This is a genomic window from Streptomyces sp. Z26, from assembly GCF_003665095.1.
Lineage (GTDB): Bacteria > Actinomycetota > Actinomycetes > Streptomycetales > Streptomycetaceae > Streptomyces > Streptomyces phytohabitans.
Genome location: NZ_RCHV01000002.1, coordinates 1,216,180 through 1,241,728, shown reverse-complemented (window position 1 = coordinate 1,241,728; position 25,549 = coordinate 1,216,180). Strand labels below are relative to the sequence as shown.

The window sequence follows — 25,549 nt, the reverse complement described above, 5'->3', positions numbered from 1 at the left end:
GGCCCGTCACCCGCCGTACGGGGCCGCCCCGGGCCGGTCCGCCGTGCTCCCCGGGCGGGGTCACCACTCCAACACCCAGGGCGTGCCCGTGGCGTTGAAGTGCCCCACGTTCACGCACTCCGTGCGGCCGATGCGCATGCGCCGGGACAGCGGCTGGTGGACGTGGCCGAAGAAGTGGTAGCGCGGCCGTACGGCCCGGACCGCCTCCAGCAGCGCCGTGCTGCCGCGTTCGAAGCGGCGGGCGACGGTGTCGTAGCACAGCTCCGGGACCTCCGGCGGGATGTGCGAGCACAGCACGTCGACCTCGCCGAGGGCGGCGATCTTCGCGGCGTACGTCTCCTCGTCCACCTCGTACGGGGTGCGCATCGGGCTGGGCAGCCCGCCGCCGACGAAGCCGAAGCGGAGCCCGCCTATGTCGACGGCCTCGCCGTCCAGCACGGTCGTGCCCTCCCGCGCGTACTCCCGCCAGAGCGGCGGCATGTCCACGTTCCCGTACGTCGCGTACGTCGGGACGGGGAAGGCGGCGAACAGCTCCGCGTACTGCCTGCGGACGGCCGCCTCCATGGTCGCGTCCCGGTCCAGCCCCGCCCACAGCCGACGGGACAGCTCGCGGGCCTCGGTGAAGCGGCGGGCGGTGCGCAGCGCGACGATGCGGTCCGCGTTCTCCACGCCGAACAGGTCGGGGAAGATGCCGCGCGAGTGGTCGGCGTAGTCGAGGAACAGCAGCAGGTCGCCGAGGCACACCAGGGCGTCCGCGCCGTCACCCGCCCTGGCGAGGTCATCGCTGTTGCCGTGTACGTCGCTCACCACATGCACCCGCATGGGCTCACCTTAGACATCGCCGGGTGGCGCCGTCCGCTCACACGATGTCCACCTGCGGCGATTACCGGCCGATCGACGCGTGCACTAACCTCTCAGCAGGCGCGTCCGGGCACGTGTGACGGAGCGAACAATCTCGCCGCCGCCTCTATCCCGCCGGCTTTACCAGTGGGTAACGTCCGGGCCGTCATTCCGCCGGGGTCCCGCCGACCCCGGGCCCGAATCCACGGAGGCCGCCCCGCGAGGTCCCCGCCCGGTGCCGACGAGGAGCAGCAGTTGCGCGAGTTCAGCCTACCGGCCCTCTACGAGGTGCCCGTGGACGGAAACCTCACCGACCTCATCCGCCGCAACGCCGTACAGCACGCCGACGTCCCCGTCATCGCCCGCAAGCGCGACGGCGCCTGGGAGGACGTGACCGCGGCCGGTTTCCTGGCCGAGGTGCACGCGGTGGCGCGCGGCCTGATCGCGTCGGGGGTGGCGGTGGGGGACCGGGTCGCGCTGATGTCCCGTACCCGCTACGAGTGGACGCTCCTCGACTTCGCCATCTGGAGCGCGGGCGCCGTCACGGTGCCCGTGTACGAGACCAGCTCGCCGGAGCAGATCGCCTGGATCCTCGGGGACTCGGGCGCCGTCGCCGCCGTCGTCGAGACGGAGGCGCACGGCAAGGCGGTGGACGGCGTACGGGAGGGGCTGCCCGCGCTCGCCCACGTGTGGCGCATCGAGCCGTCCCCCGGGGACCCGGCCCCCGACGGCGCGGGCGCCGTGGCCGAACTGACCGCCGCGGGCGCGGAGATCACCGCGGAGACGGTCGAGGAGCGCAGCTCCGCGCCCCGCGCCGACTCGCCCGCCACCATCGTCTACACCTCCGGCACCACCGGCCGCCCCAAGGGCTGCGTCCTCACCCACCGCAGCTTCTTCGCGGAGTGCGGGAACGTCGTGGAACGCCTCGGCCCGCTGTTCCGCACCGGGGAGTCGTCCGTCCTCCTCTTCCTGCCGATCGCGCACGTCTTCGGCCGACTCGTCCAGGTCGCCGCGGTGATGGCGCCGATCAGGCTCGGCCACGTCTCCGACATCAAGACGCTCACGGACGAACTCTCCTCGTTCCGCCCGACGATGGTCCTCGGCGTCCCCCGCGTCTTCGAGAAGGTCTACAACTCCGCGCGGGCGCAGGCCCAGGCGGGCGGCAAGGGCGGCGTCTTCGACAAGGCGGCGGACACCGCCATCGCGTACAGCCGCGCCCTCGACACCCCGCAGGGCCCCGGCCTCGCGCTCCGCCTCCGGCACCGGGTCTTCGACCGCCTCGTCTACGGGAAGCTGCGCGCCGTCCTCGGCGGCCGCGCCGCGCACGCCATCTCCGGCGGCGCCCCGCTGGGGGAGCGGCTGGGCCACTTCTACCGCGGCATCGGCTTCACCGTCCTGGAGGGGTACGGGCTCACCGAGTCGTGCGCGGCCACCGCGTTCAACCCGTTCGACCGGCAGAAGATCGGCACCGTCGGGCAGCCGCTGCCGGGCTCCGTGCTGCGCATCGCGGACGACGGCGAGGTGATGCTGCACGGCGAGCACCTCTTCGCGGGCTACTGGAACAACGAGCGGGCCACCGACGACGCCCTCGCGGACGGCTGGTTCCACACCGGCGACCTCGGCTCCCTGGACGCGGACGGCTATCTGACGATCACCGGCCGCAAGAAGGAGATCCTGGTGACGGCGGGCGGCAAGAACGTCGCCCCGGCCGTCATCGAGGACCGCATCCGCGCGCACGCCCTCGTCGCGGAGTGCATCGTCGTCGGCGACGGCAGGCCGTTCGTCGGGGCGCTGCTCACGGTCGACGAGGAGTTCCTGCCGCGCTGGGCGGGCGAACACGGCAAGGACGGCCTCACGCACCCGCAGCTGCTGGCCGACCCGGAGCTGCGCGCGGAGTTGCAGCGGGCGGTCGACCACGGGAACGCGGCGGTGTCCAAGGCGGAGTCCGTACGGGAGTTCCGCGTGCTGGCCGCCCAGTTCACCGAGGAGACCGGGCATCTCACGCCGTCGCTGAAGCTGAAGCGGAACGTCGTCGTGAAGGACTTCGCGGAAGAGATCGAGTCGCTGTACGGCACCCGCTGAACACCGCCCCGTCACCGCGCGTGGACGCTACGCGCGGTGACCCGGGGCGCGGGGGGCGTACGCGGTGCCGCGTACGTCTCAATCAGCGGTCGGGGGTCATCGCGGGGCCCGGGAGCACGTAACCTGGTGCGGTGACCGTGAACGCCAATCCCGACGCCGGTGTCCACACCTGGCGAGACCTGCCCGCGGCGCAGCAGCCCGACTGGCCCGACGCCGCCGCCCTGCGCGCGACCGTCGCCGAGCTGGAGTCGTATCCGCCGCTCGTCTTCGCGGGCGAGTGCGACCTGCTGACCGAGCGGCTGGGCGCCGTCGCCCGCGGCGAGGCGTTCCTGCTCCAGGGCGGGGACTGCGCGGAGGCGTTCGACGCGGTCTCGGCGGACCACATCCGCAACAAGCTGAAGACCCTGCTCCAGATGGGCGCGGTCCTCACGTACGCGGGCTCGGTGCCCGTGGTGAAGGTCGGCCGGATCGCCGGGCAGTACAGCAAGCCCCGTTCCAAGCCGACCGAGACGCGGGACGGCGTGACCCTGCCGACGTACCGCGGCGACTCGGTGAACGGCTTCGAGTTCACCGCGGAGGCCCGCAGGCCGGACCCGGAGCGGCTGAAGCGGATGTACCACGCGTCCGCCTCCACGCTGAACCTGGTGCGCGCCTTCTCCACCGGCGGCTACGCCGACCTGCGCCAGGTGCACGCCTGGAACCAGGACTTTGTGCGCAGCTCGCCCTCCGGCCAGCGCTACGAGGCGCTGGCGCGCGAGATCGACCAGGCGATGAAGTTCATGCACGCCTGCGGGACGGACCCGGAGGAGCTGAAGACCGTCGAGTTCTACGCCTCGCACGAGGCGCTGCTGCTCGACTACGAGACCGCCCTGACCCGTACGGACTCCCGCAGCGGTGAGCTGTACGACGTGTCCGGGCACATGCTGTGGATCGGTGAGCGGACGCGGCAACTGGACGGCGCGCACGTCGAGTTCGCCGCCCGGGTACGGAACCCGATCGGTGTGAAGCTCGGCCCGACGACGACGCCCGAGGACGCGCTGACGCTCATCGAGCGGCTGGACCCGGACCGGGTGCCGGGGCGGCTCACGTTCATCACCAGGATGGGCGCGGACAAGATCCGCGACCGGCTGCCGACGCTGGTGGAGAAGGTCACCGCGTCCGGCGCGCAGGTGGTGTGGGTCTGCGACCCCATGCACGGCAACACCTTCGAGGCCGCCAGCGGGCACAAGACGCGGCGCTTCGACGACGTGCTCGACGAGGTCAAGGGCTTCTTCGAGGTGCACAAGGGCCTGGGCACGCACCCGGGTGGCATCCACGTGGAGCTGACCGGCGACGACGTGACGGAGTGCGTGGGCGGCGGCGACGAGATCTTCGTCGACGACCTGCACCAGCGCTACGAGACGGCGTGCGACCCGCGGCTCAACCGCAGCCAGTCGCTGGACCTGGCGTTCCTCGTCGCGGAGATGTACCGGGGCCAGTGAGCGCGGCGGGGGCCGCTCCCGCCTCGCGCGACGTCGTACGGGCACGTGGGGCCCGGGTCACCTGTGGTGTGACCCGGGCCCCACGGGCGTTTGGTGGACGGCACCGGACGGGTAAGGTTAGGCTGACCTCACTGTCCAGGGCTCCCGGGGAGCCGCGCCGTGCCGGAGGTGGCCGCGTGTTCGTCTGCTCGTGCTTCGGCGTCACCGAGGAGCAGATCCGCGCGCACGCGGAGGCGGGCGCCTGCACCCCGCGCCAGGTCGCCTCGGCCAGCAAGGCCGGCACCGACTGCGGCTCGTGCGTCCGCCGCATCCAGGGCATCCTCGGGCGGGGCGGCTGCCCGCGCCGCACGGGACTCGACCAGGCCCTCGGCGGCCGGACCGCCGAGCCCCAGACCGCACCCGCGCCCGTGCCCACCTCGGTGGGTCCGGCCCCGGCCGCGGCGCCCGCGACCGTACGGCCCGCCGTCGCCGCCTGAGCGCCCTCCGGCGTACGGGCGCGCGCCGCCCGTGCACCGCGCCCGTACGGCCGCGTCGGCCGCGCGGGTCGGGTCAGCCCTCCGGCTGCTCGATCAGCTGCGCGATGTAGAGGGGCTCGCCCAGCTTCTCGATCAGCTCCAACTGCGTGTCCAGGTAGTCGATGTGGTGCTCCTCGTCCTTGAGGATGTCCTCGAAGATGTTGGCCGAGGTGATGTCGCCCTTGGTGCGCATGATCTCGGCGCCGCGGCGCAGCCGGTCGATCGCCTCGACCTCGATCTGGCGGTCCGCCTGGAACATCTCGGTGACCGTCTGCCCGACGCGGACGTGGAACAGCCGCTGGTAGTTGGGCAGTCCCTCGAGGAAGAGGATGCGGTCCGTCAGGGTCTCCGCGTGGCGCATCTCGTCGATGGACTCGGAACGCGTGTACTTGGCGAGCTTGGGCCAGCCGAAGTTCTCCTGCATCTTGGCGTGCAGGAAGTACTGGTTGATCGCCGTCAGCTCGGCGGTCAGCTGCTCGTTGAGGAATTCGATGACCTCGGGGTCGCCCTGCATGTCAGCGGGCTCCTTCCACACGTGAATCGACAGGAGTTGCGCGCGCATCCTCGCACCGAGGCGGCGAGTCGGTCCAGTAAGTGCAGGCTTATCAAACTTACGCGAATTGCCCGCATTTAAGGATTCCGTAGGTTCCCGGCGGGGGGTGCGCGGGGCGGCGTGGGGCGGTCTGTCACCATGGGGGTATGGGTCAGTCGGAAAGCCGCGAATCGGAGCATGCGCAGCTTCCGCCGGGACAACGCCTCCAACGCGGCTGGCCGGTCACCCACTACGGCCCCGTACCGAAATTCCGGCCGGAGCGCTGGGAATTCAGGGTGTTCGGCGTGACCGCGGACGCGGACAAGCACCGTTGGTCCCACGAGGAGTTCTCCGCGCTGCCGTACGAGACGGCCGTCGCGGATCTGCACTGCGTCACCAAGTTCAGCATGCTGGGCGCCGAATGGGGCGGAGTGGGCACCCGTACGATTCTGGAGCTGGCGCCGCCGGGGCCCACCGCCACGCACGTGATGGTCTGGGCCGAGTACGGGTTCAGCGCGAATCTCCGGCTGTCCGACTTCACCGCGCCGGACGTGCTCTTCGCGACCCACCGCGACGGTGAACCGCTGACCGCCGAGCACGGCTTCCCCGTACGGCTCGTGGTGCCGCACCTGTACGCCTGGAAGGGGCCGAAGTGGGTGCGCGGCGTCGAGTACATGTCGGCGGACCGGCGCGGCTTCTGGGAGGAGCGCGGCTACCACAACCTCGGCGACCCCTGGCGCGAGCAGCGCTACTCGTACCAGGAGGAGCCCGGCGACGGGCCCGAGTGGTAGCATCCGCGCCCGACCACCCGCACGCGGCTACGCGTACGGGCGCAGCTCCTTCAGCCGCGCGACGTCCGCCGCGTGGCCCGCCGTACCGCCCGGCGTCTCGATCACCAGCGGCACCCCGGCGGTCGCCGGATGGCACAGCAACTCGCCGAACGGCTCGGCGCCGACGTGCCCCGCGCCGATGTTCGCGTGCCGGTCCTTGTGCGCGCCCGCGACGTCCTTCGAGTCGTTCGCGTGGATCAGCTTCAGCCGCCCGGGACCGACGACCGCCTCCAGGGTGTCCAGCGTCTCCTTCATGCCGCCGGGCGCCGCCAGGTCGTGGCCCGCCGCGTGCAGATGGCAGGTGTCCAGGCAGACGCCGAGCCGCGGATGCCGGTCCAACGCCTCGAAGTAGGGCCCCAGGTCCGGGACTCGGGAGCAGATCGACGCACCCTGTCCGGCCGTGGGCTCCAGCAGCAGCCAGGGGTCGTCGTCGTGCGTCAGCTCGTCCAGGAGCGGGAGCATCTCCTCGCGCACCTGCGCCAGCGCGACGTCGCGGGACCGGCCGCCGGTCGCGGAACCGGTGTGCACGACCACGCCCGCGGCACCGATCTCCCGGCCGCGGCGGAGCGAATGGCGCAGCGAGGAAACGGAATTGCGTACGGTCGCCCCGGTGTGCGAACCGAAATTGATCAGATACGGCGCGTGCACGTACGCCGGAATACCGTCGGCCGCGCAGCCCGCGCGGAATTCCTCGTCCTGCGCCGCGCGGCCCGGATTCGTCGCCCAGCCGCGCGGATTCGCGACGAACACCTGCACGGCCTCCGCCCCGATCTCCCGCGCGTAGGAAAGGCCGTCGGCGGCCAGGCCCCGGGCCACCGGGACATGTCCGCCGACAGGATTGCGTTCTCGCGAAGTCGTCACACGGCTCAGTATGCCGAGTCGACGTTGTCCATCGAACCGTAGCGGTCCGCCGCGTAGTTGCACGCGGCGACGATGTTCGCGACGGGGTCGGTGAGGTCGTGCGGCGTGCCCGCGACGTGGTACGCGTCGAACGTGGGCTTGATCACCTGGAGCAGGCCCTTGGAGGGGACGCCGTTGCGGGCGTTGATGTCCCAGTCGTTGACGGCGTTCGGGTCGCCGCCGGACTCGCGGATGATGTTGCGGTGGATGCCCGCGTACGAGCCGGGGATGCCCTCGCGCTTCAGGATGGCGCGGGCCTCGCGTATCCAGCCGTCGAGGTTGTCCGGGTAGGTGGTCTTCGCGGACTTGCCGGGCCCGGCGGCCTTCTTCACCTTCCCGCGGTCGGCCGAGCGGCTCGCGGACCGGTCCGACGCGCGGTCCTTCCGCGCGTCCGCGGCCTTGTCGGCGGCCTCGGCGCGCGCCTCGGCCCGCCGCTCCGCCGCGGCGGCCTTCTTCTCGGCGGCCGCGGTCTCGGCCCGCTCGACGGCGTCGACCTTCTGCGCGATCCCGCTCTCCCGGGACCGTTCGTGCCCGATCTTCCCGGTGAACGCGACGGGCATCGCGTCGGCCTTCGTGGCGGCGTTCTGGCCGCCGTGGCCCGCGTCGGCGGAACCGGGGACGACGGCGAGCGAGAGCGCGGCGACACCGGCGACGGCACCGGCGGTCGAGTAACGGGCGGTGCGGGACATGCGGGCGAGGTGCTGGGTGCTGAGCATGAACGAGCGGCCTTTCGATCGCGTGCGTCGCTGACGCGGGGGACGGGGCAACGGGACCGCGAGCTGTTCGCGGCACCGTGCGACGCCGGCAATTGTTAGGGCCTGAGAATTCGCAGATCAAAAGTGTGACGTACTACCCGGATTCGTGAGAACGGCACAGAGCGGGTGTATCGCCCTGGCGCGGGCGCGGTGAACTGTCCGGTATTTCCTGCTAATCCCGGTCGTAAGTGATCTGGGTCCTATGTGCGGGCTCACAGCGGACCCCCTCCGGCGACACGAGGGGTGTTCGCAGAAGCGCATGAGGTGAGCCGTGCGAGGGCGCGGGGGAAGCCCGTACGAGGGCGCGCGGAATCCCGGCCGTGGCGGCCGTGTCAGCGGGCGGGCGCGGGGTGGGGAGGCGCGGTGGTCGGGAGGTGCCGTGGTCGGGAGGAGCGGAGGGCCTCAGCGGACCCAGATGGTGACCTCGGAGCCGCGCGGCGCCTCGTCGCCGCCCTCGGGCGACTGGTTGAAGACGCGGTCCGCGAAGAACAGCTTCCGCACCTTCACCGAGAAGCCCGCGTCCTCCAGCGCCTCCCGCGCCTCGTCGGCGTCCTGGCCGCCGACGTCCGGGACGGACACCATGTCCTGCCCCTTGGAGAGGGTGAGGGTGACGGTGTCGCCCTCGGCCAGCGGCGCGTCCTCGCTCGGGGACTGCTCGGCGACCTTCCCCTCGTCCTCGTCGGAGAACACCCGCTGCTGGGCGACGCGCACCTTCAGGCCCAGCTCCTCCAGCGCGTCCCGCGCGTCGTCCTCGTCGTCGCCGACGAGGTCCGGGGCCGGGATCACCTCGCCCTTGGAGACGGTCAGGGCGACCGCCGAGCCCGGCCGCTTCTCCGTACCGGCGTCGGGCTTGGTGCGCAGGACGGAGCCCCGCGCCGTCTCCGCGTCGAACTCCCGCGTGACGATGCCGGGGTCCAGGCCGACGCCCTTGAGCTTCGCCCGCGCCTCGTCCAGGGGCATGCCCGCCAGGTCCGGCACCTTGACGATCTCCGGGCCGCGCGAGACGACGATGGTGACGTCGCCGTCGGACGTCTCGCCGGGGGCGGGCGACGTCTCGATGACCCGGCCACGCTGCACGCGCAGGCTGTGGTCCCGTTCGACGTCCACGTCGAGGCCCGCCTCCTCCAGCGTCTCGCGCGCCTCGGCCTCGGTCATGTCCAGCACGGCGGGGGTCTTCACGGACTGCCCGCTGGTCAGGTACCAGGCGCCGCCGCCGAGCAGCAGCACGAGCAGCACGCCCGTCAGCACCAGCAGCGACGGCCGCCACGGCCCCCGCCCCGGCCCGCCCGCGTGCCCGCCCGGCGGCGCCGTCCCGGCGGCGTCCGCGCCGTGCTCCGCCGTGTCGTCGCCCGCGAAGTCCGCCAGCCCCACGGCGCCCAGCCCGACGGCGCCCGGTCCCGCGGCGCCCGGTCCCGCGCCGTCCGGCGCCACCACGCCCAGCTCGGCCGTGGTGTGGTCCGTGCCCGCGCCGCCTTCGCGCCGGGTGCCCGGCCCGTACGGGACCGGCTCCGTGACCGCCGTGTCGTACGGGAGCACGCTCGTGGCCTCGGCGTCACCGGCCGAGCGGCCGTCGCCGCCGCCGTTCCCGCAGCCGAGGGAGAGGGTGCGGTCGCCGTGCTCCGCGTCCGTACGCGCGCCCGGCGGCAGCGCCTCCAACTGCTCGCCGGTGAGCGCCGCCCGCGCCGTACGGACCTCCGCCAGCAGCGCCAGCGCGTCGTCCGGGCGGTCCGCGGGGGCCCGCGCCGTCGTGCGCGCGACCAGCTCGTCGAGCTGCGGGGCCAGGCCGGGGACGAGGCCGGACGGGGCGGGGATGCCCTCGTGCAGGTGTTGGTAGAGGACGGCGGCCGGGGTGCCGGGGGAGTGCGGCTTGGCGCCGGTCAGCATCTCGTAGAGGAGGACACCGCACGCGTACAGGTCGGAGCGGGGATCGGAGACGCCGTCCTCGATCTGCTCCGGCGCCAGGTACGAGATCGTGCCCATGAGCTGCCCGGTGCTGGACGAGGTCTGCCCGTCGACCGTGCGCACCAGCCCGAAGTCCGCGACCTTGACGGAGCCGTCGTCGCCGATCAACACGTTCTCCGGCTTCATGTCCCGGTGGACGAGCCCCGCGTGGTGCGCGGCGCCGAGCGCCGACAGCATCGGCTCCAGCACGTCGAACGCGGCGCGCGGCCGCAGCGCCCCGCGCTCCCGCAGCAGGTCGCGGAGGGTGCGTCCGGCGACGTACTCCATCGCCAGGTAGACGTAGCCGCCGTCGGTGCCCTGGTCGAAGACGGCGACCACGTTGGGGTGGGCGAGCCGGGCCGCGGACTTCGCCTCGCGGATGAAGCGGTCGACGAACAGCTCGTCCACGGCGAGCGAAGGGTGCATCACCTTCAGTGCCAGCACGCGGTCGAGGCGGGTGTCCACGGCGCGGTACACCGTGGCCATGCCGCCGACGGCGATGCGCGCCTCGACGCGGTAGCGCCCGTCGAGCACCTGCCCCACCAACGGGTCGTGAAGGGTCCTGTCCACGGCACCGAGTCTACGAGGGGCCGCCGACAAGCCCCCCCGCCCCGTACGCCGGGCGGCGCCCACCGGGACGTAAGTGTGACAAGTCGCGTGCGACGACGGGACGTTCGGCGGTACGGGTGGCGCTTCCGGCCCGTCACCCGGGTCCGGTCAGAACGTACCGCCGAACGCCGGGCGTTCGGGGTCGAGCGCCGCCGTACCCGCCGTGGGCGAGGACGCTTCCGCGAAGTGGCGGCGCGGGATGCGGCCCGCGCGGTACGCGAGACGGCCCGCCGCCACCGCGTGCCGCATGGCCCCGGCCATCAGCTCCGGCTCCCGGGCGCGGGTGACGGCGGAGGCCAGCATGACCGCCGCGCAGCCCAACTCCATGGCGAACGCGGCGTCGGACGCGGTGCCCGCGCCCGCGTCGAGGACGACGGGCACCCCGGCGCGTTCGGTGATCAGCTGGAAGTTGTGGGGGTTGCGGATGCCGAGGCCGGAGCCGATGGGGGAGCCGAGCGGCATGATCGCCGCGCAGCCCACGTCCTCCAGTTTGCGGGCCAGCACGGGGTCGTCGTTGGTGTACGGCAGGACGGTGAAGCCGTCGTCGACCAACGCCTCGGCGGCGTCCAGCAGTTCGACGGGGTCCGGGAGCAGGGTGCGCTCGTCGGCGACGACCTCCAGCTTCACCCAGTCCGTGCCCAGCGCCTCGCGCGCCAGCCGCGCGGTGAGGACGGCCTCCCCGGCGGTGTGGCAGCCCGCGGTGTTCGGCAGGACGCGGATGCCGTGCCGTTCCAGTACGGAGAGGACGGAGCCGCGCACGGTCGGGTCGAGGCGGCGCATGGCGACGGTCGTCAGCTGCGTACCGGAGGCGAGCAGGGCCCGTTCGAGCACGTCGAGGCTGGGGGCGCCGCCCGTACCCATGATCAGCCGGGAGGTGAACGTGGTGCCGCCGAGCGCCAGCGGGTCCTCCTCCGTACCCGTGCGTACGGCCGTCGCCGTCCCGGTACGGGTGTCGTACGGGGCGGTGGTGCGGGCGTGCGTCATGGTGGCTCAGCCTCCCTGGACTGCCGTGAGGATCTCGATCCGGTCGCCGTCCGCGAGCGGGGTGTCGGGCCACCGGCGGCGCGGAACGACGGCCTCGTTGAGCGCCGCCGCCACACCGGTCGGGGCGGTGGAGAAGGTGGCCACCAGCCGGTCGAGGGTGAGGTCGGCGGGCACCTCGCGGGGTGCGCCGTTGACGGTGACGCGGGTGTGCGTGCCGGTCGTCATCAGAGGGCCTCCTGCCGTGTCGTCCGCCGGGAGTCGTCCCCCGGGGCACCGCCTGCCGATCCACCCGCGTCGGGCCCGCCCGCGCCGAACCTGTCCGCGCTGAACGGCCGCGCGTACGCGGGCAGTTCACCCGTCGCCAGCAGCTCGCCCATCGCGTCCCCGGTCACCGGGGTGAGCAGCACCCCGTTGCGGTGGTGCCCGGTGGCCAGATGGAGCCCGGGGAGGCCGGACGGGCCCAGCAGCGGCGCGTTGTCGGGGTGGCCGGGCGCAGTCCGGCGCCGGTCTCGGCCAGCGGGAGTTCCGTGACGCCCGGCACCAACTCGTGGGCGTCGCGCAGCAGTTCGTACACGCCGCCCGCCGTGACCGTCGTGTCCCAGCCCAGCTCCTCGCTGGTGGCGCCGACGACCAGCTCGCCGTCGGCGCGCGGCACCAGGTACACGGCCCCGCCGCGGACGACCGCGCGCACCGTGCGCGACAGGAACGGGCCGTGGGCGGGCGGCACCCGCAGCCGCACCACCTGCCCCTTCACCGGCCGTACGGGCGGCCGCAGCGCGTCCGGCACCCCCGCCAGCGCGCCACTGTACGAGCCGGTCGCCAGCACCGTGCGGTCCGCCCGCCGCTCCGTCCCGTCGTCCAGCACGGCGCCCACCGCGCGGTCCCGTACGACGGACAGCCGCGCCGCCGACGACCGTACGAAAACGACGCCCGCGCGCCCGCAGGCGGCGACGAGGGCGGCCGCGAGGCGCCGCGGATCGACCTGGTGGTCGCCGTCCACGCGCAGCCCGCCCCGTACGGACGGGGCGAGCATCGGCTCCAGCCGGCGGCACTCGCGGCCGGTCAGCCACTCCGACTCCAGCCCGTGGCGCAGCTGGAGCGCGTGCAGTTCCCGCAACTGCGCGCGGTCGTCGGCGTCCAGCGCGACGGCGAGCGTGCCGCTCGTACGGTGGCCCACGTCGCGCCCGCCCGCCTCCGCCAGCTCCTCGACGAACGCCGGAAAGCGGGCGGCGGAACGGAGATTGAGGCGCAGCAGCGCCTCCTCGCCGTGGTGCAGCTCGGTGACCGCCGCCAGCATCCCGGCCGCGACCCGCGCGGCGCCGCCGCCCGGCGCGGGGTCGACCACCTCCGTGCGCAGCCCGCGCTGCGCCGCCCGCCACGCGGTGACGAGGCCGATGAGGCCGCCGCCGAGGACGAGGACGTCGGCGGGGCGCGCGCGGACGCACGCGGCGCCTGTACGGGGCCCGGCGCCCGTGGTGTTCCTCCCGCTTTCCGTGCCCATGATGGCGCGGCTCCTCCCTTCGCCGGCATGACCCGGATCAGGTGCGTACGGTCGGAGGCCGGTCAGCCTCCCTCTCAGCCCGGTCCGTCCGGGCTCCCGCGGTGTGCGTGCTCCGGCCAGCGTACTGCCCCTCCCCGCGTACCCGTCGGGGCCCGCCCACCGCCCGCGTCGGCCCCGTGGGAGGGCCGCTCCCGGCCGCCGCAGGGGGCGGGGGCACGGATAGGGTGTCCGCGTGAACGACAGTCAGAGCACGCAGCGGGTCGTGATCGCCGGAGCGGGCATGGCCGGGGTGCAGACCGCCGTCCAGCTCCGCGAGCGCGGCTGGACCGGTCCCGTCACGCTGGTCGGCGCGGAGCCCCACCAGCCGTACGACAGGCCGCCGCTGTCCAAGGCGGTGCTGCTGGGCAGGACCGAGGGCTCGGCGTTCGACATCGACTTCGGCGCCCTCGACGTCGAACTCGCCCTCGGCCGCGGCGTCACCGGCCTCCGACCCGACGCGCGCGAGGTCGACACCGACGCGGGCCCGCTGGCGTACGACCGGCTGGTGCTCGCCACCGGCGCCGACCCGGTCACGCTGCCCGGCACCGCGACGCTCCCCGACGTGTACGTGCTGCGCACCCTGGACGACGCGGTGCGGCTGCGGCCGGTGCTGGAGAAGCGCGGCGCGTTCGTCGTGGTCGGCGCGGGCTGGATCGGCGCGGAGTTCGCGACCGCCGCGCGCGAGGCGGGCTGCGAGGTGACCGTGGTGGAGGCCGCGGACCGGCCGCTGCCCGGCGCGCTGCCCGCCGAGCTGACGGAGTCGATGCGCGCCTGGTACGAGCAGAGCGGCGCCGGGCTGCGTACGGGCGTCGCGGTGGCCTCCGTCGAGCCCGGCGGCGTGGTCCTCGCGGACGGCACCCGGCTGGCCGCGGACGCGGTGGTCGTCGGCATCGGCGCCCGGCCCGCGACGGGCTGGCTGCGCGGCTCGGGCGTGGAACTGTGCGCGGACGGTTCCGTACGGGCCGACGCGGGGCTGCGTACGACGGTGCCCGGTGTGTACGCGGTGGGCGACTGCGCCTCGTTCCCGTCCGCCCGCTACGGCCGACGGCTGCTGGTGCACCACTGGGACAACGCGATGCAGGGACCGGCCGTCGTCGCCGCGAACGTGGCGGCGGACGCGGCCGGTGACGCGGTGGAGGGCCAACTGTACGACCCGGTGCCGTACTTCTGGTCGGAGCAGTTCGGGCGCTTCGTGCAGTACATCGGGCAGCACTCGGAGGGCGACACCCTGGTGCGCCGCGGCGACCTCGGCGAGGCCGCCTGGTCCGTGTGCTGGCTGCGGGACGGCAGGCTCACCGCGCTGCTGGCCGTCGGCCGCCCGCGCGACCTGGCGCAGGCGCGCAGGCTGATCGGCAAGGACACCCCGGTGGACCCGGCGCTGCTGGCGGACCCGGAGACGCCGCTCAAGAGCACGGCGCTCTGACCCGTACCCCGCCGCCCTCTCCACCGCCGTCACCGCCCTCACCGCCGTCCCGGTACGGGGTGGTGCGCGGGTGTCCGCGTGGGGACGGAGTGTGCCGTGCGCGGGGAGGGACCGCACTTCCGCCGAGGTCCGTTCGCCACCGCGGTAGTGACTGTCAGTGCGGGATGGCACTCTGGATACGTGACCGAGATTGACGCAAAGACCGATGCTCTCGTCCCCGACTGGCTCACGCTGCCCGACATCGCCGAGCGGCTCGACGTCGTCGTGACCCGCGTCCGCCAGCTGGTCAAGGAGGGCCAGCTGATCGCGGTGCGCCGGGGGGAGAACCGCGTGCTCCAGGTGCCGGCGGACTTCATCGGCGACGGCCGGATCGTGAAGGGCCTGCCGGGCACCATCACCCTGCTCAAGGACGACGGCTTCACCGACGAGGAGATGCTGGAATGGCTGTTCACCCCGGATGACACCCTGCCCGGCACCCCGGCGCAGGCCCTGCGGGAGAATCGCGGGACCGAGGTGAAGCGGCGGGCCCAGGCACTCGCCGTCTGACCCCGCAGCCGGACACCCACCACTCGACCACGGGTGTACGGGCCGCCGCGCGCGGTCCGTACACCCCTTCCGGGAGCCGCCCGTATGTCCCGCACCGCCCGTGAGCGGCTCGCCGACGCCCGGCTGTACCTGTGCACGGACGCCCGCAAGGAGCGTGGCGACCTGCGCGCGTTCGCCGACGAGGTGCTCGCCTCCGGGGTGGACGTGCTCCAGCTCCGGGACAAGGGCATGGAGGCGGCCGAGGAGTTGGAGCACCTGGCGGTGCTCCACGACAGTTGCCGTCGGCACGGCGCGCTGCTCGCCGTGAACGACCGCGCGGACCTCGCGTACGCCGCCCGCTCCGACGTGCTCCACCTCGGCCAGGGCGACCTGCCCGTGCCGGTGGCGCGCGAGATCCTCCGGGGGAGCGCCGCCGGTGACGACGCCGCCGACCCGGTGCTGGTCGGCCGTTCCACCCACGCGGAGGCGGAGGTCGACGACGCGGCCGCCGCCCCCGGCGTCGACTACTTCTGCGTCGGCCCCTGCTGGCCCACGCCCACCAAGCCGGGACGGCACGCGCCGGGCCTGCCCCTGGTGCGGTACGCGGCGTCGCTGGCCACCGACCGCCCCTGGTTCGCCATCGGCGGCATCGACCACGCCAACCTGGACGAGGTCCTCGACGCGGGCGCCCGCCGGGTGGTGGTCGTCCGCGCGATCACCGAGGCGTCCGACCCCGGTGCCGCCACCGCGGAGCTGGCGCGACGGCTCCGGGAGCGCCGACCGTCACCCGGGCGGTGACCCGTGCGGGCCGTGCGGGGGCCGTGGAGGCCGGGGAGCCCCCGGAGGGACCCGCCACCCGTTCCGCCGATCCGCATCCCGGCATCCGGGACATAGCGCCCCACCGTGGGCGAGGCGTACTTGCGGTGGCGGCTAACCTGCACGCATGGCCCTTGGCACCCCTGTCACCAGGACTGACCGTACGCCGACCGTACGAGAGCTGCTCGCCTCCGGTGAACAGTCGTTCTCCTTCGAGTTCTTCGCCCCCAAGACGGCGAAGGGCGAGCGAAGTCTCTGGAACGCCCTGCGCCGCATCGAGGCCGTGTCCCCCACCTTCGTGTCGGTGACGTACGGCGCGGGCGGGTCCTCCCGCGAGGGCACGGTCCGGAACACCGAGCGGATCGCCAACGAGACGACGCTGACGCCCGTCGCGCACCTCACCGCCGTCAACCACTCGCGCGCCGAACTCCGCAACGTCATCGGCCAGTACGCGGCGGCGGGCATCCGCAACGTCCTCGCGATCCGCGGCGACCCGCCCGGCGACCCGATGGGGGAGTGGGTGCGCCACCCGGAGGGCGTGACGTACGCCTCGGAGCTGGTCCAACTGGTCAAGGAGGCAGGGGACTTCTGCGTCGGCGTCGCCGCCTTCCCCGAGATGCACCCGCGTTCGACGGACCGGGACACGGACGTACGGCACTTCGTCGACAAGTGCCGGGCGGGCGCGGACTACGCGATCACCCAGATGTTCTTCCACGCCGAGGACTATCTGCGGCTGCGGGACAGTGCTGCCGCGCTCGGCTGCGCGACCCCGATCATTCCGGAGATCATGCCGGTCACGAGCGTGGCCCAGATCGAGCGGCTGGCCGAGCTGAGCAACGCCCGCTTCCCCGACGGCCTCGTGGAGCGCATCCACGCGGCGAAGGACGATCCGGCGGCTGTACGCTCGATCGGAATCGAGTACGCGACGGAGCTGTGCGCGGGACTGCTGGCCGAGGACATCCCCGGTCTGCACTTCATCACGCTGAACCACTCCACGGCGACGCTTGAGATCTACGAGAATCTGGGACTCCACAGGCGGTCCCCGGGCCGGACCGCGCAGACGTGAGCTGAGCCGGGCCAGGGTGGCGGCGGGAAGAGGGCGTACATGGGCTGGACGGTCCTCTACATAGCGTTCGGAGTCGTCGCGCTGTGGCTGCTCGGCGAGGTACTGCTCCAGTACAAGGCGCGGCTGCGCTGGCGGTTGGTGGCGTTCGCGGGCTTCGCCACCGTGGTGGTCGGCGTGGTCGCCATGTCGTCGATCCCCGTGATCACGGTGGGCGCCGTCGCGTTCGCCATCGGCCAGACCTTCGTGACCCTCTCGTACCGTCGCGGCTTCTCCACCGGCTGGGCGCTCGGCGGCAAGCCGGGCTCCAGCCGTCGCCGCCGCGAGGGCGACGGCGAGGGCGGCATGGAGCCGCTGCCGCCGGTCGACGCCGAACCGGTGCTGGAGGTCTCCGAGGTGGAGACGTACGCGCCGCAGCCGATGCCCGACGACACCAGCGAGTACGGCGTCTACGACCGCGGCGACGACCGGATCGGCGGCGCGCCCGACGGCTACGCGGGGTACGACGGCTACGGCCGGGACGGCTACCCGGCGCACGACCAGACGCAGGTGCAGCCGCAGGCGGCCGGGGGCGACGAGTACGCGCACGGCTACGGGCAGCAGGACGCGTACGCGACCTACGGGAACGGCTACGGCGGCGAGCAGCCGTACGGCGACGGTTACGGGGACGGCTACGGCGGGGGCGACGTCTTCGGCAACGGCGGCGGCTACGACGCCGCCGACCCGTACGCCGCGAACTCCGCCTCGTACGACACGTCGGGCAGTGGTTACGACACCTCGGGCGGCGGCTACGGCACGCAGGACGGGTACGGCACGGACACGGGCGGGTACTCCGGCGACGGGTACGGCTCCGACGGCTACGGCACGCAGTACGTCGGCGGCGACGACCCGTACGCGCAGCAGCAGCCGCAGCAGGGCTACTACGCCGACGGCGGCTCCACCGGGTACGCCGACGGCGGTTACCAGCAGACGCCCCCGGGCGGCGTGTGGATGCCGCAGCAGCGCGACCCCGTCGGCCAGCAGCCGGACCCCTCGGCGTACCCGTACCAGAGCGGCTACGGCGACGGCGGGTACGACGACGGCAACGGCTACGGGTACGACACGTCGGGCAGCGGCTACGACACCTCGGGCAACGGCTACCCCGACCCCGACCGGCGCGGGTACTGACGCGGACGGCCCGCGGCCCGGGCCCTCACCGCGCCGGGCGCCACGCTCCCGGCGCGGCCGTCACCGCGAGCCGCGCCAGCCGTCGCCCTCCACCACCAGGCCCGCCACCAGGGCGCCCGACATCGTCGCGTGGGCGAGCCCGCCGCCCGGATGCGCCCAGCCACCCGCCACGTACAGGCCGTCGAGCGGCGTACGGTTCGGCGCCCGCAGGTAGGCGCCGTCCGCGCCCGCCAGCACGGGCGCGGGGACCACGCCGCCTGGGGAACCGGTCTCCGCCGCGTACGCCTCCGGCGTACGCACCTCGCGCCACAACACCCGCGCCCCCAGGCCGAGTCCGGCCGCGTCGGCGGCGGCGACCAACTCGTCCGCCAGCCGCTCCGGTGCGGCCACCGGGCCGCCCGGTACGGCGGTGGTGAGCACCGCGGCCTCGTGCCCGTCGTCCGGGCGCAGCGCCGGGTCGTCGGGCCGCAGCACCGTCACCACGCCCTCCTCCCCGCGCACGGTCGTGTGCACGACGGCGCGGTGCGCCGCGTCGCGCGGGCGCGCGCCGCGCAGCGCGAGCAGCACGGTGAACCGCGCGCTCCCGGTGGGCGGTTCACCCGCGGCGGCCCCGTCCCCGGAACCGCCCCCGCCGTCCCCGCTCCCGTCCCACGTGTCCGTGCCCGGGACGCCGCCGCACGCGACGACGACGTCCGCCGCCTCCGTGGACCCGTCGGCCAGCTCCACGCCCGTCGCGCGCCCGCCCTCCGCGCGTACGCGCCGCACCCCGGCGCCGAAGCGGAACCGCACCCCGCGCGCCCGGCAGCGCGCGTACACCGCGTCCGCCAGCGCCCGTGTCCCGCCCCGCGGGTACCAGCAGCCGAACGTCTGCTCCATGTACGGCAGCACCACCGCGCCCGCCGGCGCGCGCGCCGGATCGAGGCCGTACGCGTGCGCGTAGCTCTCCAGCAGTGCCACCAGCCGGGGATCGCGCAGCTCCGCCTCCGCGACCTCGCGGAGCGTCGTCGGACGGCCCGTGCGGGTGGCGCGCCCCGGGCGGCGGAGCGCGAGGCGGCGGCGCCGCACCGGACGCGGGTACGGGTCGTGCCCCAACTCCCCGGCCGCGTCCGCCCCGTGGGACAGCGGCTCCTCCAGCAGCGGACGGCGGGTGGCCTCCCAGACCGTACGGGCGCGGCCCAGCAGCGCGTTCCAGCGCGCGCCCGCGTCCTCGCCGAGCGCCGCGTCCAGCGCCGCCGCGACGCCGCCGTGCGAGGTGCTGGGCAGCGTCATGGTCGTGCCGTCCGCGAAGTGGTGCCGCACGTCCGGGTCGATGCGCGTCAACTCGACGCACCGCTCCAGGGGTTCGCGGCCGGTCTTCACGAACAGGTCGCGGTGCGCCGCCGGGAGCCGCAGCAGCCCCGGCCCGGTGTCGAAGGCGAAGCCGTCGCGGGCGAAGCGCCGTACGCCGCCGCCGTGGGTCTCCGTCCGTTCGTACACGGTCACTTCGTGCCCCGCCACGGCCAGCCGGGCCGCCGCCGCCATGGCGCCCAACCCGGCGCCGACCACCGCAATACGTGCCATGCGTCCGGACTCTAACGGCCGCGCCCGCCCGCCCCGCGCCCGCACCCCGGCCGGTCACCGGCCTGAGTACGCGTACCTACGCCGCCGGATGAGTAGCCGCGCGGATGGCCCGCCACCCACCCGGACGGAAGAGTGTGCGGCGTGGAACGGGGCGCGGCACCGAACCGCCGGCACGGGGCGGCGGAACGGCGCGGCGACCCGTACCGGCACCGCCCAGGGGGCGCGAGCCGGGGGTACGGGGGCAGGGGAACGGGGGGCGTCGGCGGACGTGTGCCTAGGGCACGCGTCCGCCGACGCGTCCCTGGAGCAGCAGCGACAGCGCGCCGTGCACGTCGTCCAGCGAGCGCTCCGGCTGGAACGACTGCCAGTCCAGCGCCGCCACCAGCACCATGCCCACCAGCGCCGCCGCCGTCAGCGGTACGTCGATCTCGCCGCTCAGCTCACCCTCCGCGACCCCCGCCCGCAGCACCTCCTCCACCACGGCGACCACCTCGCGGCGTACGACGGTCAGCGTCGAGTGCCAGGCGCGGTTGGTGCGCCACAGCTCGGCGACGTACAGCTGCGTGAAGGCCGGATAGCGGTCGATGTAGACCAGCCCGGCGCGGACCATCGCGTCCAGCGCGTCGATCCGGCTGCCGCCCGCCGCCGCCGTACCCTCCGCCGCCGCCCGCAGATCGGCGGCGAGGAGGGAGACACCGTGCCGCAGCAGCTCCTCGAAGAGGTCGTTCTTGCTGCGGAAGTTGTAGTAGACGGTGCCCTTGGCGACCCCGGCGCGCTCCGCGATCTCCTCCACGGTGGTGGAGGAGAAGCCCTGTTCGGCGATGAGCGTGACCGCCGCCTCGTAGAGCTTCTGCCGGGTCGCGTTGCGGCGGGCGCTGGTCGTCTGCATGGTGCCGATTCTCACAGACTGATCTCCGGGTGCAGACGTTCCACCGTCCACATCTGCCGCCCGCGGGCGGCCAGCGTCGTGAGCGCCAACGCGCCCGCCGTGTACGCCGCCAGCACCCCGCACGCCTGCCACACCGGCCCCGCCGGGCCGCCGGTGACGAGGTGCCGCAGCCCGTCGACGACGTACGTCATGGGCAGGAACGGGTGCAGCGCCTGGAAGAAGCCGGGGCTCGTCTGGACCGGGTACGTGCCGCCCGCGGACGTCAGTTGCAGCATCAGCAGCGCCAGCACCAGGATGCGCCCGGCCGGTCCGAAGCGGGCGTTGAGGAACTGCACCACCGCCGTGAAGCAGACCGTCACCAGCAGCAGGAAGCCCACCGTCGCCGCGCCGTGCGCCAGCCGCAGCCCCAACCCCCAGCGCAGTACGGCGAGCAGCACCAGGGCCTGCGCCGCGCCGATCGCGGCCACCGGCAGCCAGCCCGCGAGGGCCACCCGCGCGGCGGGCGCGCCCGCCGCCAGCGCCCGCCTGTTGAGCGGCTGGAGCAGCATGTACGCGACCATCGCGCCGACCCAGAGGGACAGCGGGACGAAGTACGGGGCGAAGCCGGTGCCGTAGTTCGGCGCGGAGTGCAGGGCGCTCGACGTGAGGTCGACGGGGTCGGCCATGACGCCCGTACGGGCGTCGCGCTGCTTCTCGTCGTGGTCCGGGATCTTCTCCGCGCCCTTGTGCAGGCCGTTCGCGAGCTTGCCGGAGCCGTCCGAGAGGCGGAACATCCCGCCGTTGAGGCTGTCCGCGCCCGTGGACAACTTGCCGAGGCCCGTGTCGAGGGACGCGGCGCCGGACCGCGCCGACGACAGGCCGGTGTCGAGGGCGGCCGCGCCGCGCGACACCCGGTGGGCGCCCGCGTTGAGCTTGTCGATCTTCGCGACGGCCTGGTCGAGGTCGTCCCCGAGGTGCGGGGCGGCCTCCGCGAGGGCGTTCGCCTGCGTGTGGAGGGTGTCGAGGTCGCGGCCGAGATCCTCCAGTTCTCGCCGGTCCTTGGTCACGTCGTCGACCTTCTTCGCGACGGTCGCGGCCCGTTCCGCCGCGTCGACGGCCTTCTTCAGGTCCGCGCAGCCGGTGCGGTCGCCGACGCGGGGCGCGGTCGGTTCCGCCGGTACGGGTGGGGTGGAGGGCGCCGGTGAGGCGGTCGGGGTGGGGGAGGCGGGGCTCCCCGTCGGGCGCGGTACCTCCGGTGGCACCTCCGGTGAACTCCCGCACCGCGTCTCGTGGATCACCGACAGCGCGTCCGCCGCCCGGCGCGAGTCCGTACGCGCCTTGCGGGCGGCGGCGGGCAGCTCGTCCAGCCGTTCCCGCAGCGCGGAGCTGCCGCGCGCGACGGCCCGCGCGGCGCTCGCGAGGTCGCCGTCGTGGTCGCGCAGGAAGGGGCGTACGTCCTTCGTGGCGCCGTGCACCTTGTCCGCCAGCTTCTGCGTGCCGCCCGCGACCTGGCGGCTGCCCTTGCGGAGCTTGCCGGAGCCCGTGTGCAGCTCCTCCGTACCGTCCTTCAGCCGCCCGCTGCCGTCCTCCGCCTCGTCCAGCCCACCGGCCAGGTCACCCGCTCCGCGCCGGGCCTCGCCGATGCCGTCCCCCAGCTCGTCGGCACCGTCGGCGGCCTCCTCCGTACGGTCGTGCAGCGAGGAGAACGACACGAACATCCGGTCCAGGAAGCCCCGCGCCGTACGGCTCGAAGCGGCCGCGCGCACCTCGGAGAAGACGGTGCGCGAGATCTGCCCGACGAGGTAGTTGTTGGCGTCGTTCGTCCGTACCTTCAGCGTGCCCGCGCCGGGGTGCTCGCCCGCGCCGGACGCCAGCCGCTCGCTGAAGTCGGCGGGCACCGTCAGCGACAGCTGGTAGCGCCCGTCCTCCACGCCCGCGCGCGCGTCGGCGCCACCGGTCTCCCGCCAGTCGAACGTGTCGCTGTCGCGCAGCCGTTCCACGAGGGCGTCGCCCGCGCGCAGTTCGTCACCGCCGGTACGCGCGCCGCGGTCGTCGTTGACGAGGGCGACGGGTATCCGGTCGAGGCGGTCGTACGGGTCCCAGAACGACCACAGGTACAGCCCGCCGTAGAGCAGCGGCAGCAGCAGCATCGCGACCATGGCGGCGCGGGGGAGCCGCCCGCGTCCGAAGCGCCGCAGTTCCAGGGCGGCCAGCCGGGGCGCCCTCACCGCGCGGTCCCGGCGTCGGTACGGGCGGTGGTGGCTGCGGTGGCGGTGGCGGTGGTGGCTGCGGTTGGGGCGGTGACCGTGCGCTCCTCCGCCGCGCGCGGGGGGCGGGTACGGACGTGGTGCACGCCGCCCACGGGCACCGGCGCGTCCGCGCCGAGGGGCGGCGGCGTGCCCACGGCCAGCACGGTCGTCCCGGCGGCGGCGATCCCGTACAGCAGCGACCAGGCCGCCGCCGCCTCGTCCGCCGGGAGCTTGAACCCGACGTCGTCCACCGCCAGCAGCCGGGGCGCCCCGGTCAGCGCCAGGGCGACGCCGAGCCGGAACTCCTCCAGCCGCTCCAGGTCGCGTACGCGGGTGCGCGCCCCCTTCGGCAGGGCGTCCGGGTCGAGCCCGGCGGCGTCCAGCGCGGCGTCGAGCCGCTGCCGGGCGGCGGCCGTACGCTCCCGCCGCGGGCGGAGCAGCGCGCGCGCCGAACCGCCGAACCGGCGCTGGAGCAGGGCCCGTTCCCGCAGGTGCTCGGCCACGCTCAGGGCCGGGTCCGGGTCGGTGAGGCCCGGCACCGGGCCGAGCGCGCTGAAGCGCCGTACGGCCGCGGCCCGCCGGGGCAGCGGGTGGCCGCCCACCTCGGCGTCGCCGCCGGTGGGGCGCATGCGGCCGGTGAGGGTGAGCAGCAGGCAGCTGCGGCCGGAGCCGGAGGGGCCGTCGAGGGCGATCAGCGCGCCGGGTCCGGCGTCCACCGCGACCTCGCGGAACACCTCGCCCCGCGGGCCCTCCAGCTCCAGCCCGGCGGCCGTCACCGCGGCACCGCCCTGGGTCTCGTCGCGCACGGTCCCGTCCTCCCACGTTTTTGAACTGACCGGTCAGTTCAAAGTGTAGGCCCCCCGATCCGCCGCCCGTGCGGTGCCCTCGCAAAGGGCGTTTGCGCAGCTCAGGGCGGATTGTCAGTGGCGTGCGCAACGATGTACGCGTACGGCCGCATCATCGGAACCGTCAGACGACTTGCAGGAGGTTCGCCATGCACGGGCCCCCGAACGATGTCCATCCCGTCCTCCGCCGCGCCACGGCCCCGCCCGCCGCGCGCGACCTGCTCGCGCAGGCGCAGCACGGCCTCGACGAGGCCGCGGCGACGGAGGCGCCCAACGAGCGGTACGCCACGGCCCATCTGGCCGCGCTGCGCACGGCCGCCGCCGTGCTCGCGGTGCGCGGACGCCCCGAGACGAACGAACGCCGCAGGCAGCGCATACGCAGCGCCTGGGACGTGCTGCCCGAGGTGACGCCCGAACTGACCGAGTGGTGCGTGCTGTTCGCCTCCGGCGCCCAGCGCCGCGCCCGCGCCGAGGCGGGCATCCAGGACGCCGCGAGCCCGCGCGACGCGGACGACCTCGTCCGCGCGGCCGGTGCGTTCCTGCGACTCGTCGAGCGGATGCTCGTCGCCCAGCCCGCCCTGCCCCAGCCACGGGTGGCACCGGCGGACGAGCCGTGGGACGCGCCCGTACGGCGCGGGCCCGCGCCCGGCCTGCCGGACACGCACCCGCGCGCGGGCTAGCGCGGGGCGGCCCGGACCCGGAGGAGCGGGGACGGGACACCGGGCGGGGCCCCTCGGCGAGGCGGTGTCGGGGCGGACGTCACCGAGGTGGTGTCGGGGCGGACATCGCCCAGGTGGTGTCCGGGCGGTCTTTGAGGGGTGGCTCGCGGCGTCGGATGCGGTGCATCGCAAGGCGGAGGATCGTCCTCGTACCGGGCCGTACATGGACGACTCCGACAACGCCGCGAGGTGCCGTGGCCGTCGTCGCGAGCCCGAGAAGATCGCCCGGACATCGCCTAGGCTGGGCGCGCCAGCACCAGAGCCGCCGAGGAGCTCCGCCATGTCCCGCCCCCGCGCTTCCACCCGTACCGCCGTGGTCTGGGAGGTCATGCGGGACGCGCTGGAACGGCGGGCCGCGGCCACCGGCCGTGACGTCCTCGAAGTCCTCGACACGGGCGGCGGCACCGGCAACTTCTCGGTGCCCCTGGCCCGCCTCGGCCACCGCGTCACGGTGGTCGACCCCAGCCCCAACGCGCTCTTCGCGCTGGAGCGCCGCGCGGCCGAGGCCGGGGTCGTCGACCTGGTGCGCGGCGTGCAGGGCGACACGCACGGTCTCTTCGAGGTCGTCGCGCGCGGCGGCTTCGACGCCGTGCTCTGCCACGGCGTCCTGGAGTACGTGGACGACCCGGCCGACGGCCTGCGCAACGTCGTCGCGGCGCTCCGCCCCGAAGGCGGCGTGCTCAGCCTGCTGGCGGCCGGGTTGGGCGGCGCCGTGCTGGCGCGCGCCCTGGCGGGCCACTTCACCGAGGCCCGACAGGCGCTCACCTCCGACGACGGCCGCTGGGGCGACGGCGACCCGGTGCCGCGCCGCTTCACCGCCGAGCAGCTGACCGACCTGGTGACCGGCACGGGGCTGGGCGTCGTGTCCGTGCACGGTGTACGGGTCTTCGCGGACCTGGTGCCCGGAGCGCTCGTCGACACCGAGCCGGACGCGCAGGAGGCGCTGGCGCGCCTGGAGGCCGCGGCGGCCGAGCTGCCCGCGTTCCACTCGGTCGCGAGCCGCCTGCACGTGCTGGCCGAGGTCGGGCCGCGCTGAGGCACGGTCGCCGGACCCGCCCGCCCGTACGCCCGGTGCCGTCCGCGCGGTACGTCGTACGGTCCACGCGCCGGCTCCACCGGCCCCGCCGGGTCCGTGCCGACCACGCTCCGGACACCGCCGTCCGGGGCGGCCGTTCACCGCGACGGCCGCCTCCGCGCCCCCGGATCCACGGGCCGCCGGAGGCGCTCCGGACCCGTCGTCGTGGGCTGAGCCACAGCCCGCCCGGTTGACTGCTACGCCCCGTATGATCGAGGGACACCGTCCGG

At 74.4% G+C, this 25,549-nt stretch carries 22 protein-coding genes, 1 pseudogene and 1 riboswitch; of the genes and pseudogenes, 11 read left to right on the top strand and 12 right to left on the bottom strand.

Annotated features, from left to right (window positions below; genetic code table 11):
• Positions 1–60: 60 nt before the first annotated feature.
• A complete protein-coding gene (locus tag D7M15_RS05425; RefSeq protein WP_121516446.1) occupies positions 61–822 on the bottom strand; it encodes a metallophosphoesterase in 762 nt (253 codons plus the stop codon).
• A gap of 273 nt (positions 823–1,095) precedes the next feature.
• Here D7M15_RS05425 and D7M15_RS05420 point away from each other — a divergent pair, with 273 nt between their 5' ends.
• The 3 genes from D7M15_RS05420 to D7M15_RS05410 all read left to right on the top strand — a co-directional run bounded on the left by D7M15_RS05420 (position 1,096) and on the right by D7M15_RS05410 (position 4,879).
• A complete protein-coding gene (locus D7M15_RS05420) occupies positions 1,096–2,922 on the top strand; it encodes an AMP-dependent synthetase/ligase (protein WP_121516445.1) in 1,827 nt (608 codons plus the stop codon).
• Between the two features lie 131 nt (positions 2,923–3,053).
• Positions 3,054–4,403: a 3-deoxy-7-phosphoheptulonate synthase class II gene (locus D7M15_RS05415; RefSeq protein WP_121516444.1), complete on the top strand. Its 1,350-nt coding sequence runs from the start codon at positions 3,054–3,056 to the stop codon at positions 4,401–4,403.
• A gap of 176 nt (positions 4,404–4,579) precedes the next feature.
• Positions 4,580–4,879 carry a (2Fe-2S)-binding protein gene (locus D7M15_RS05410; RefSeq protein WP_121516443.1) on the top strand — a complete coding sequence of 100 codons (300 nt, stop codon included), beginning with the start codon at positions 4,580–4,582 and terminating at the stop codon, positions 4,877–4,879.
• A gap of 73 nt (positions 4,880–4,952) precedes the next feature.
• On the opposite strand, the gene bfr is transcribed toward D7M15_RS05410, so the two are convergent.
• Positions 4,953–5,432, bottom strand: coding sequence for a bacterioferritin (gene bfr, locus D7M15_RS05405; protein ID WP_121516442.1), 480 nt, complete (start codon positions 5,430–5,432; stop codon positions 4,953–4,955).
• A 185-nt stretch (positions 5,433–5,617) separates the two neighbouring features.
• Between bfr and D7M15_RS05400 the strand changes: the two genes are divergently transcribed.
• Positions 5,618–6,241: a sulfite oxidase-like oxidoreductase gene (locus D7M15_RS05400; RefSeq protein WP_121516441.1), complete on the top strand. Its 624-nt coding sequence runs from the start codon at positions 5,618–5,620 to the stop codon at positions 6,239–6,241.
• Between the two features lie 27 nt (positions 6,242–6,268).
• Here D7M15_RS05400 and D7M15_RS05395 read toward each other — a convergent pair whose 3' ends face one another.
• The 6 genes and pseudogenes from D7M15_RS05395 to thiO all read right to left on the bottom strand — a co-directional run bounded on the left by D7M15_RS05395 (position 6,269) and on the right by thiO (position 12,970).
• Positions 6,269–7,141 carry a deoxyribonuclease IV gene (locus D7M15_RS05395; RefSeq protein ID WP_121516440.1) on the bottom strand — a complete coding sequence of 291 codons (873 nt, stop codon included), beginning with the start codon at positions 7,139–7,141 and terminating at the stop codon, positions 6,269–6,271.
• Between the two features lie 5 nt (positions 7,142–7,146).
• The gene (locus D7M15_RS05390) at positions 7,147–7,896 is read right to left on the bottom strand and encodes a transglycosylase SLT domain-containing protein (RefSeq protein ID WP_121516439.1); all 750 of its coding nucleotides are present in this window, start codon (positions 7,894–7,896) and stop codon (positions 7,147–7,149) included.
• Between the two features lie 441 nt (positions 7,897–8,337).
• A complete protein-coding gene (locus D7M15_RS05385) occupies positions 8,338–10,446 on the bottom strand; it encodes a PASTA domain-containing protein (protein WP_121516438.1) in 2,109 nt (702 codons plus the stop codon).
• 147 nt (positions 10,447–10,593) lie between these two features.
• Positions 10,594–11,469: a thiazole synthase gene (locus tag D7M15_RS05380; RefSeq protein ID WP_165906203.1), complete on the bottom strand. Its 876-nt coding sequence runs from the start codon at positions 11,467–11,469 to the stop codon at positions 10,594–10,596.
• 6 nt (positions 11,470–11,475) lie between these two features.
• Complete coding sequence (gene thiS / locus D7M15_RS05375) at positions 11,476–11,694, bottom strand: sulfur carrier protein ThiS (RefSeq protein WP_121516437.1); 219 nt, start codon at positions 11,692–11,694, stop codon at positions 11,476–11,478.
• A pseudogene (gene thiO, locus D7M15_RS05370) lies at positions 11,694–12,970 on the bottom strand (glycine oxidase ThiO). The gene thiS and the pseudogene thiO overlap by 1 nt, the downstream one beginning before the upstream one ends.
• A riboswitch (TPP riboswitch) is annotated at positions 12,968–13,080 on the bottom strand. (Overlaps the previous pseudogene by 3 nt.)
• A 170-nt stretch (positions 13,081–13,250) precedes the next feature.
• On the opposite strand from thiO, the gene D7M15_RS05365 reads away from it, so the two are divergent.
• The 5 genes from D7M15_RS05365 to D7M15_RS05345 all read left to right on the top strand — a co-directional run bounded on the left by D7M15_RS05365 (position 13,251) and on the right by D7M15_RS05345 (position 18,003).
• The gene (locus D7M15_RS05365; protein ID WP_240649581.1) at positions 13,251–14,432 is read left to right on the top strand and encodes an FAD-dependent oxidoreductase; all 1,182 of its coding nucleotides are present in this window, start codon (positions 13,251–13,253) and stop codon (positions 14,430–14,432) included.
• A 180-nt stretch (positions 14,433–14,612) separates the two neighbouring features.
• Positions 14,613–14,978, top strand: coding sequence for an Rv2175c family DNA-binding protein (locus tag D7M15_RS05360; protein WP_121516435.1), 366 nt, complete (start codon positions 14,613–14,615; stop codon positions 14,976–14,978).
• A gap of 84 nt (positions 14,979–15,062) precedes the next feature.
• A complete protein-coding gene (gene thiE, locus D7M15_RS05355; RefSeq protein WP_121516434.1) occupies positions 15,063–15,755 on the top strand; it encodes a thiamine phosphate synthase in 693 nt (230 codons plus the stop codon).
• A 145-nt stretch (positions 15,756–15,900) separates the two neighbouring features.
• Positions 15,901–16,839 carry a methylenetetrahydrofolate reductase [NAD(P)H] gene (gene metF / locus D7M15_RS05350; protein ID WP_121516433.1) on the top strand — a complete coding sequence of 313 codons (939 nt, stop codon included), beginning with the start codon at positions 15,901–15,903 and terminating at the stop codon, positions 16,837–16,839.
• Positions 16,840–16,878: 39 nt separating this feature from the next.
• Positions 16,879–18,003, top strand: coding sequence for a hypothetical protein (locus D7M15_RS05345; protein WP_121516432.1), 1,125 nt, complete (start codon positions 16,879–16,881; stop codon positions 18,001–18,003).
• 60 nt (positions 18,004–18,063) lie between these two features.
• On the opposite strand, the gene D7M15_RS05340 is transcribed toward D7M15_RS05345, so the two are convergent.
• From D7M15_RS05340 to D7M15_RS05325, 4 genes are all read right to left on the bottom strand, one after another.
• Complete coding sequence (locus D7M15_RS05340; RefSeq protein ID WP_121516431.1) at positions 18,064–19,563, bottom strand: NAD(P)/FAD-dependent oxidoreductase; 1,500 nt, start codon at positions 19,561–19,563, stop codon at positions 18,064–18,066.
• A gap of 274 nt (positions 19,564–19,837) precedes the next feature.
• Positions 19,838–20,452: a TetR/AcrR family transcriptional regulator gene (locus tag D7M15_RS05335; protein WP_121520253.1), complete on the bottom strand. Its 615-nt coding sequence runs from the start codon at positions 20,450–20,452 to the stop codon at positions 19,838–19,840.
• A gap of 11 nt (positions 20,453–20,463) precedes the next feature.
• Complete coding sequence (locus tag D7M15_RS05330; RefSeq protein ID WP_121516430.1) at positions 20,464–22,659, bottom strand: YhgE/Pip domain-containing protein; 2,196 nt, start codon at positions 22,657–22,659, stop codon at positions 20,464–20,466.
• Entirely contained in the window at positions 22,656–23,486 is an 831-nt protein-coding gene (locus tag D7M15_RS05325; protein ID WP_121516429.1) for an ATP-binding cassette domain-containing protein, read from the bottom strand. Before D7M15_RS05325 ends, D7M15_RS05330 begins: the two co-directional genes overlap by 4 nt.
• A gap of 188 nt (positions 23,487–23,674) precedes the next feature.
• Here D7M15_RS05325 and D7M15_RS05320 point away from each other — a divergent pair, with 188 nt between their 5' ends.
• Positions 23,675–24,205 (top strand): SAV_6107 family HEPN domain-containing protein, encoded by a 531-nt coding sequence (locus tag D7M15_RS05320; RefSeq protein ID WP_121516428.1) that lies wholly within the window; start codon positions 23,675–23,677, stop codon positions 24,203–24,205.
• A 319-nt stretch (positions 24,206–24,524) separates the two neighbouring features.
• The gene (locus tag D7M15_RS05315) at positions 24,525–25,280 is read left to right on the top strand and encodes a methyltransferase (protein WP_121516427.1); all 756 of its coding nucleotides are present in this window, start codon (positions 24,525–24,527) and stop codon (positions 25,278–25,280) included.
• The last annotated feature ends 269 nt before the right edge of the window (positions 25,281–25,549 follow it).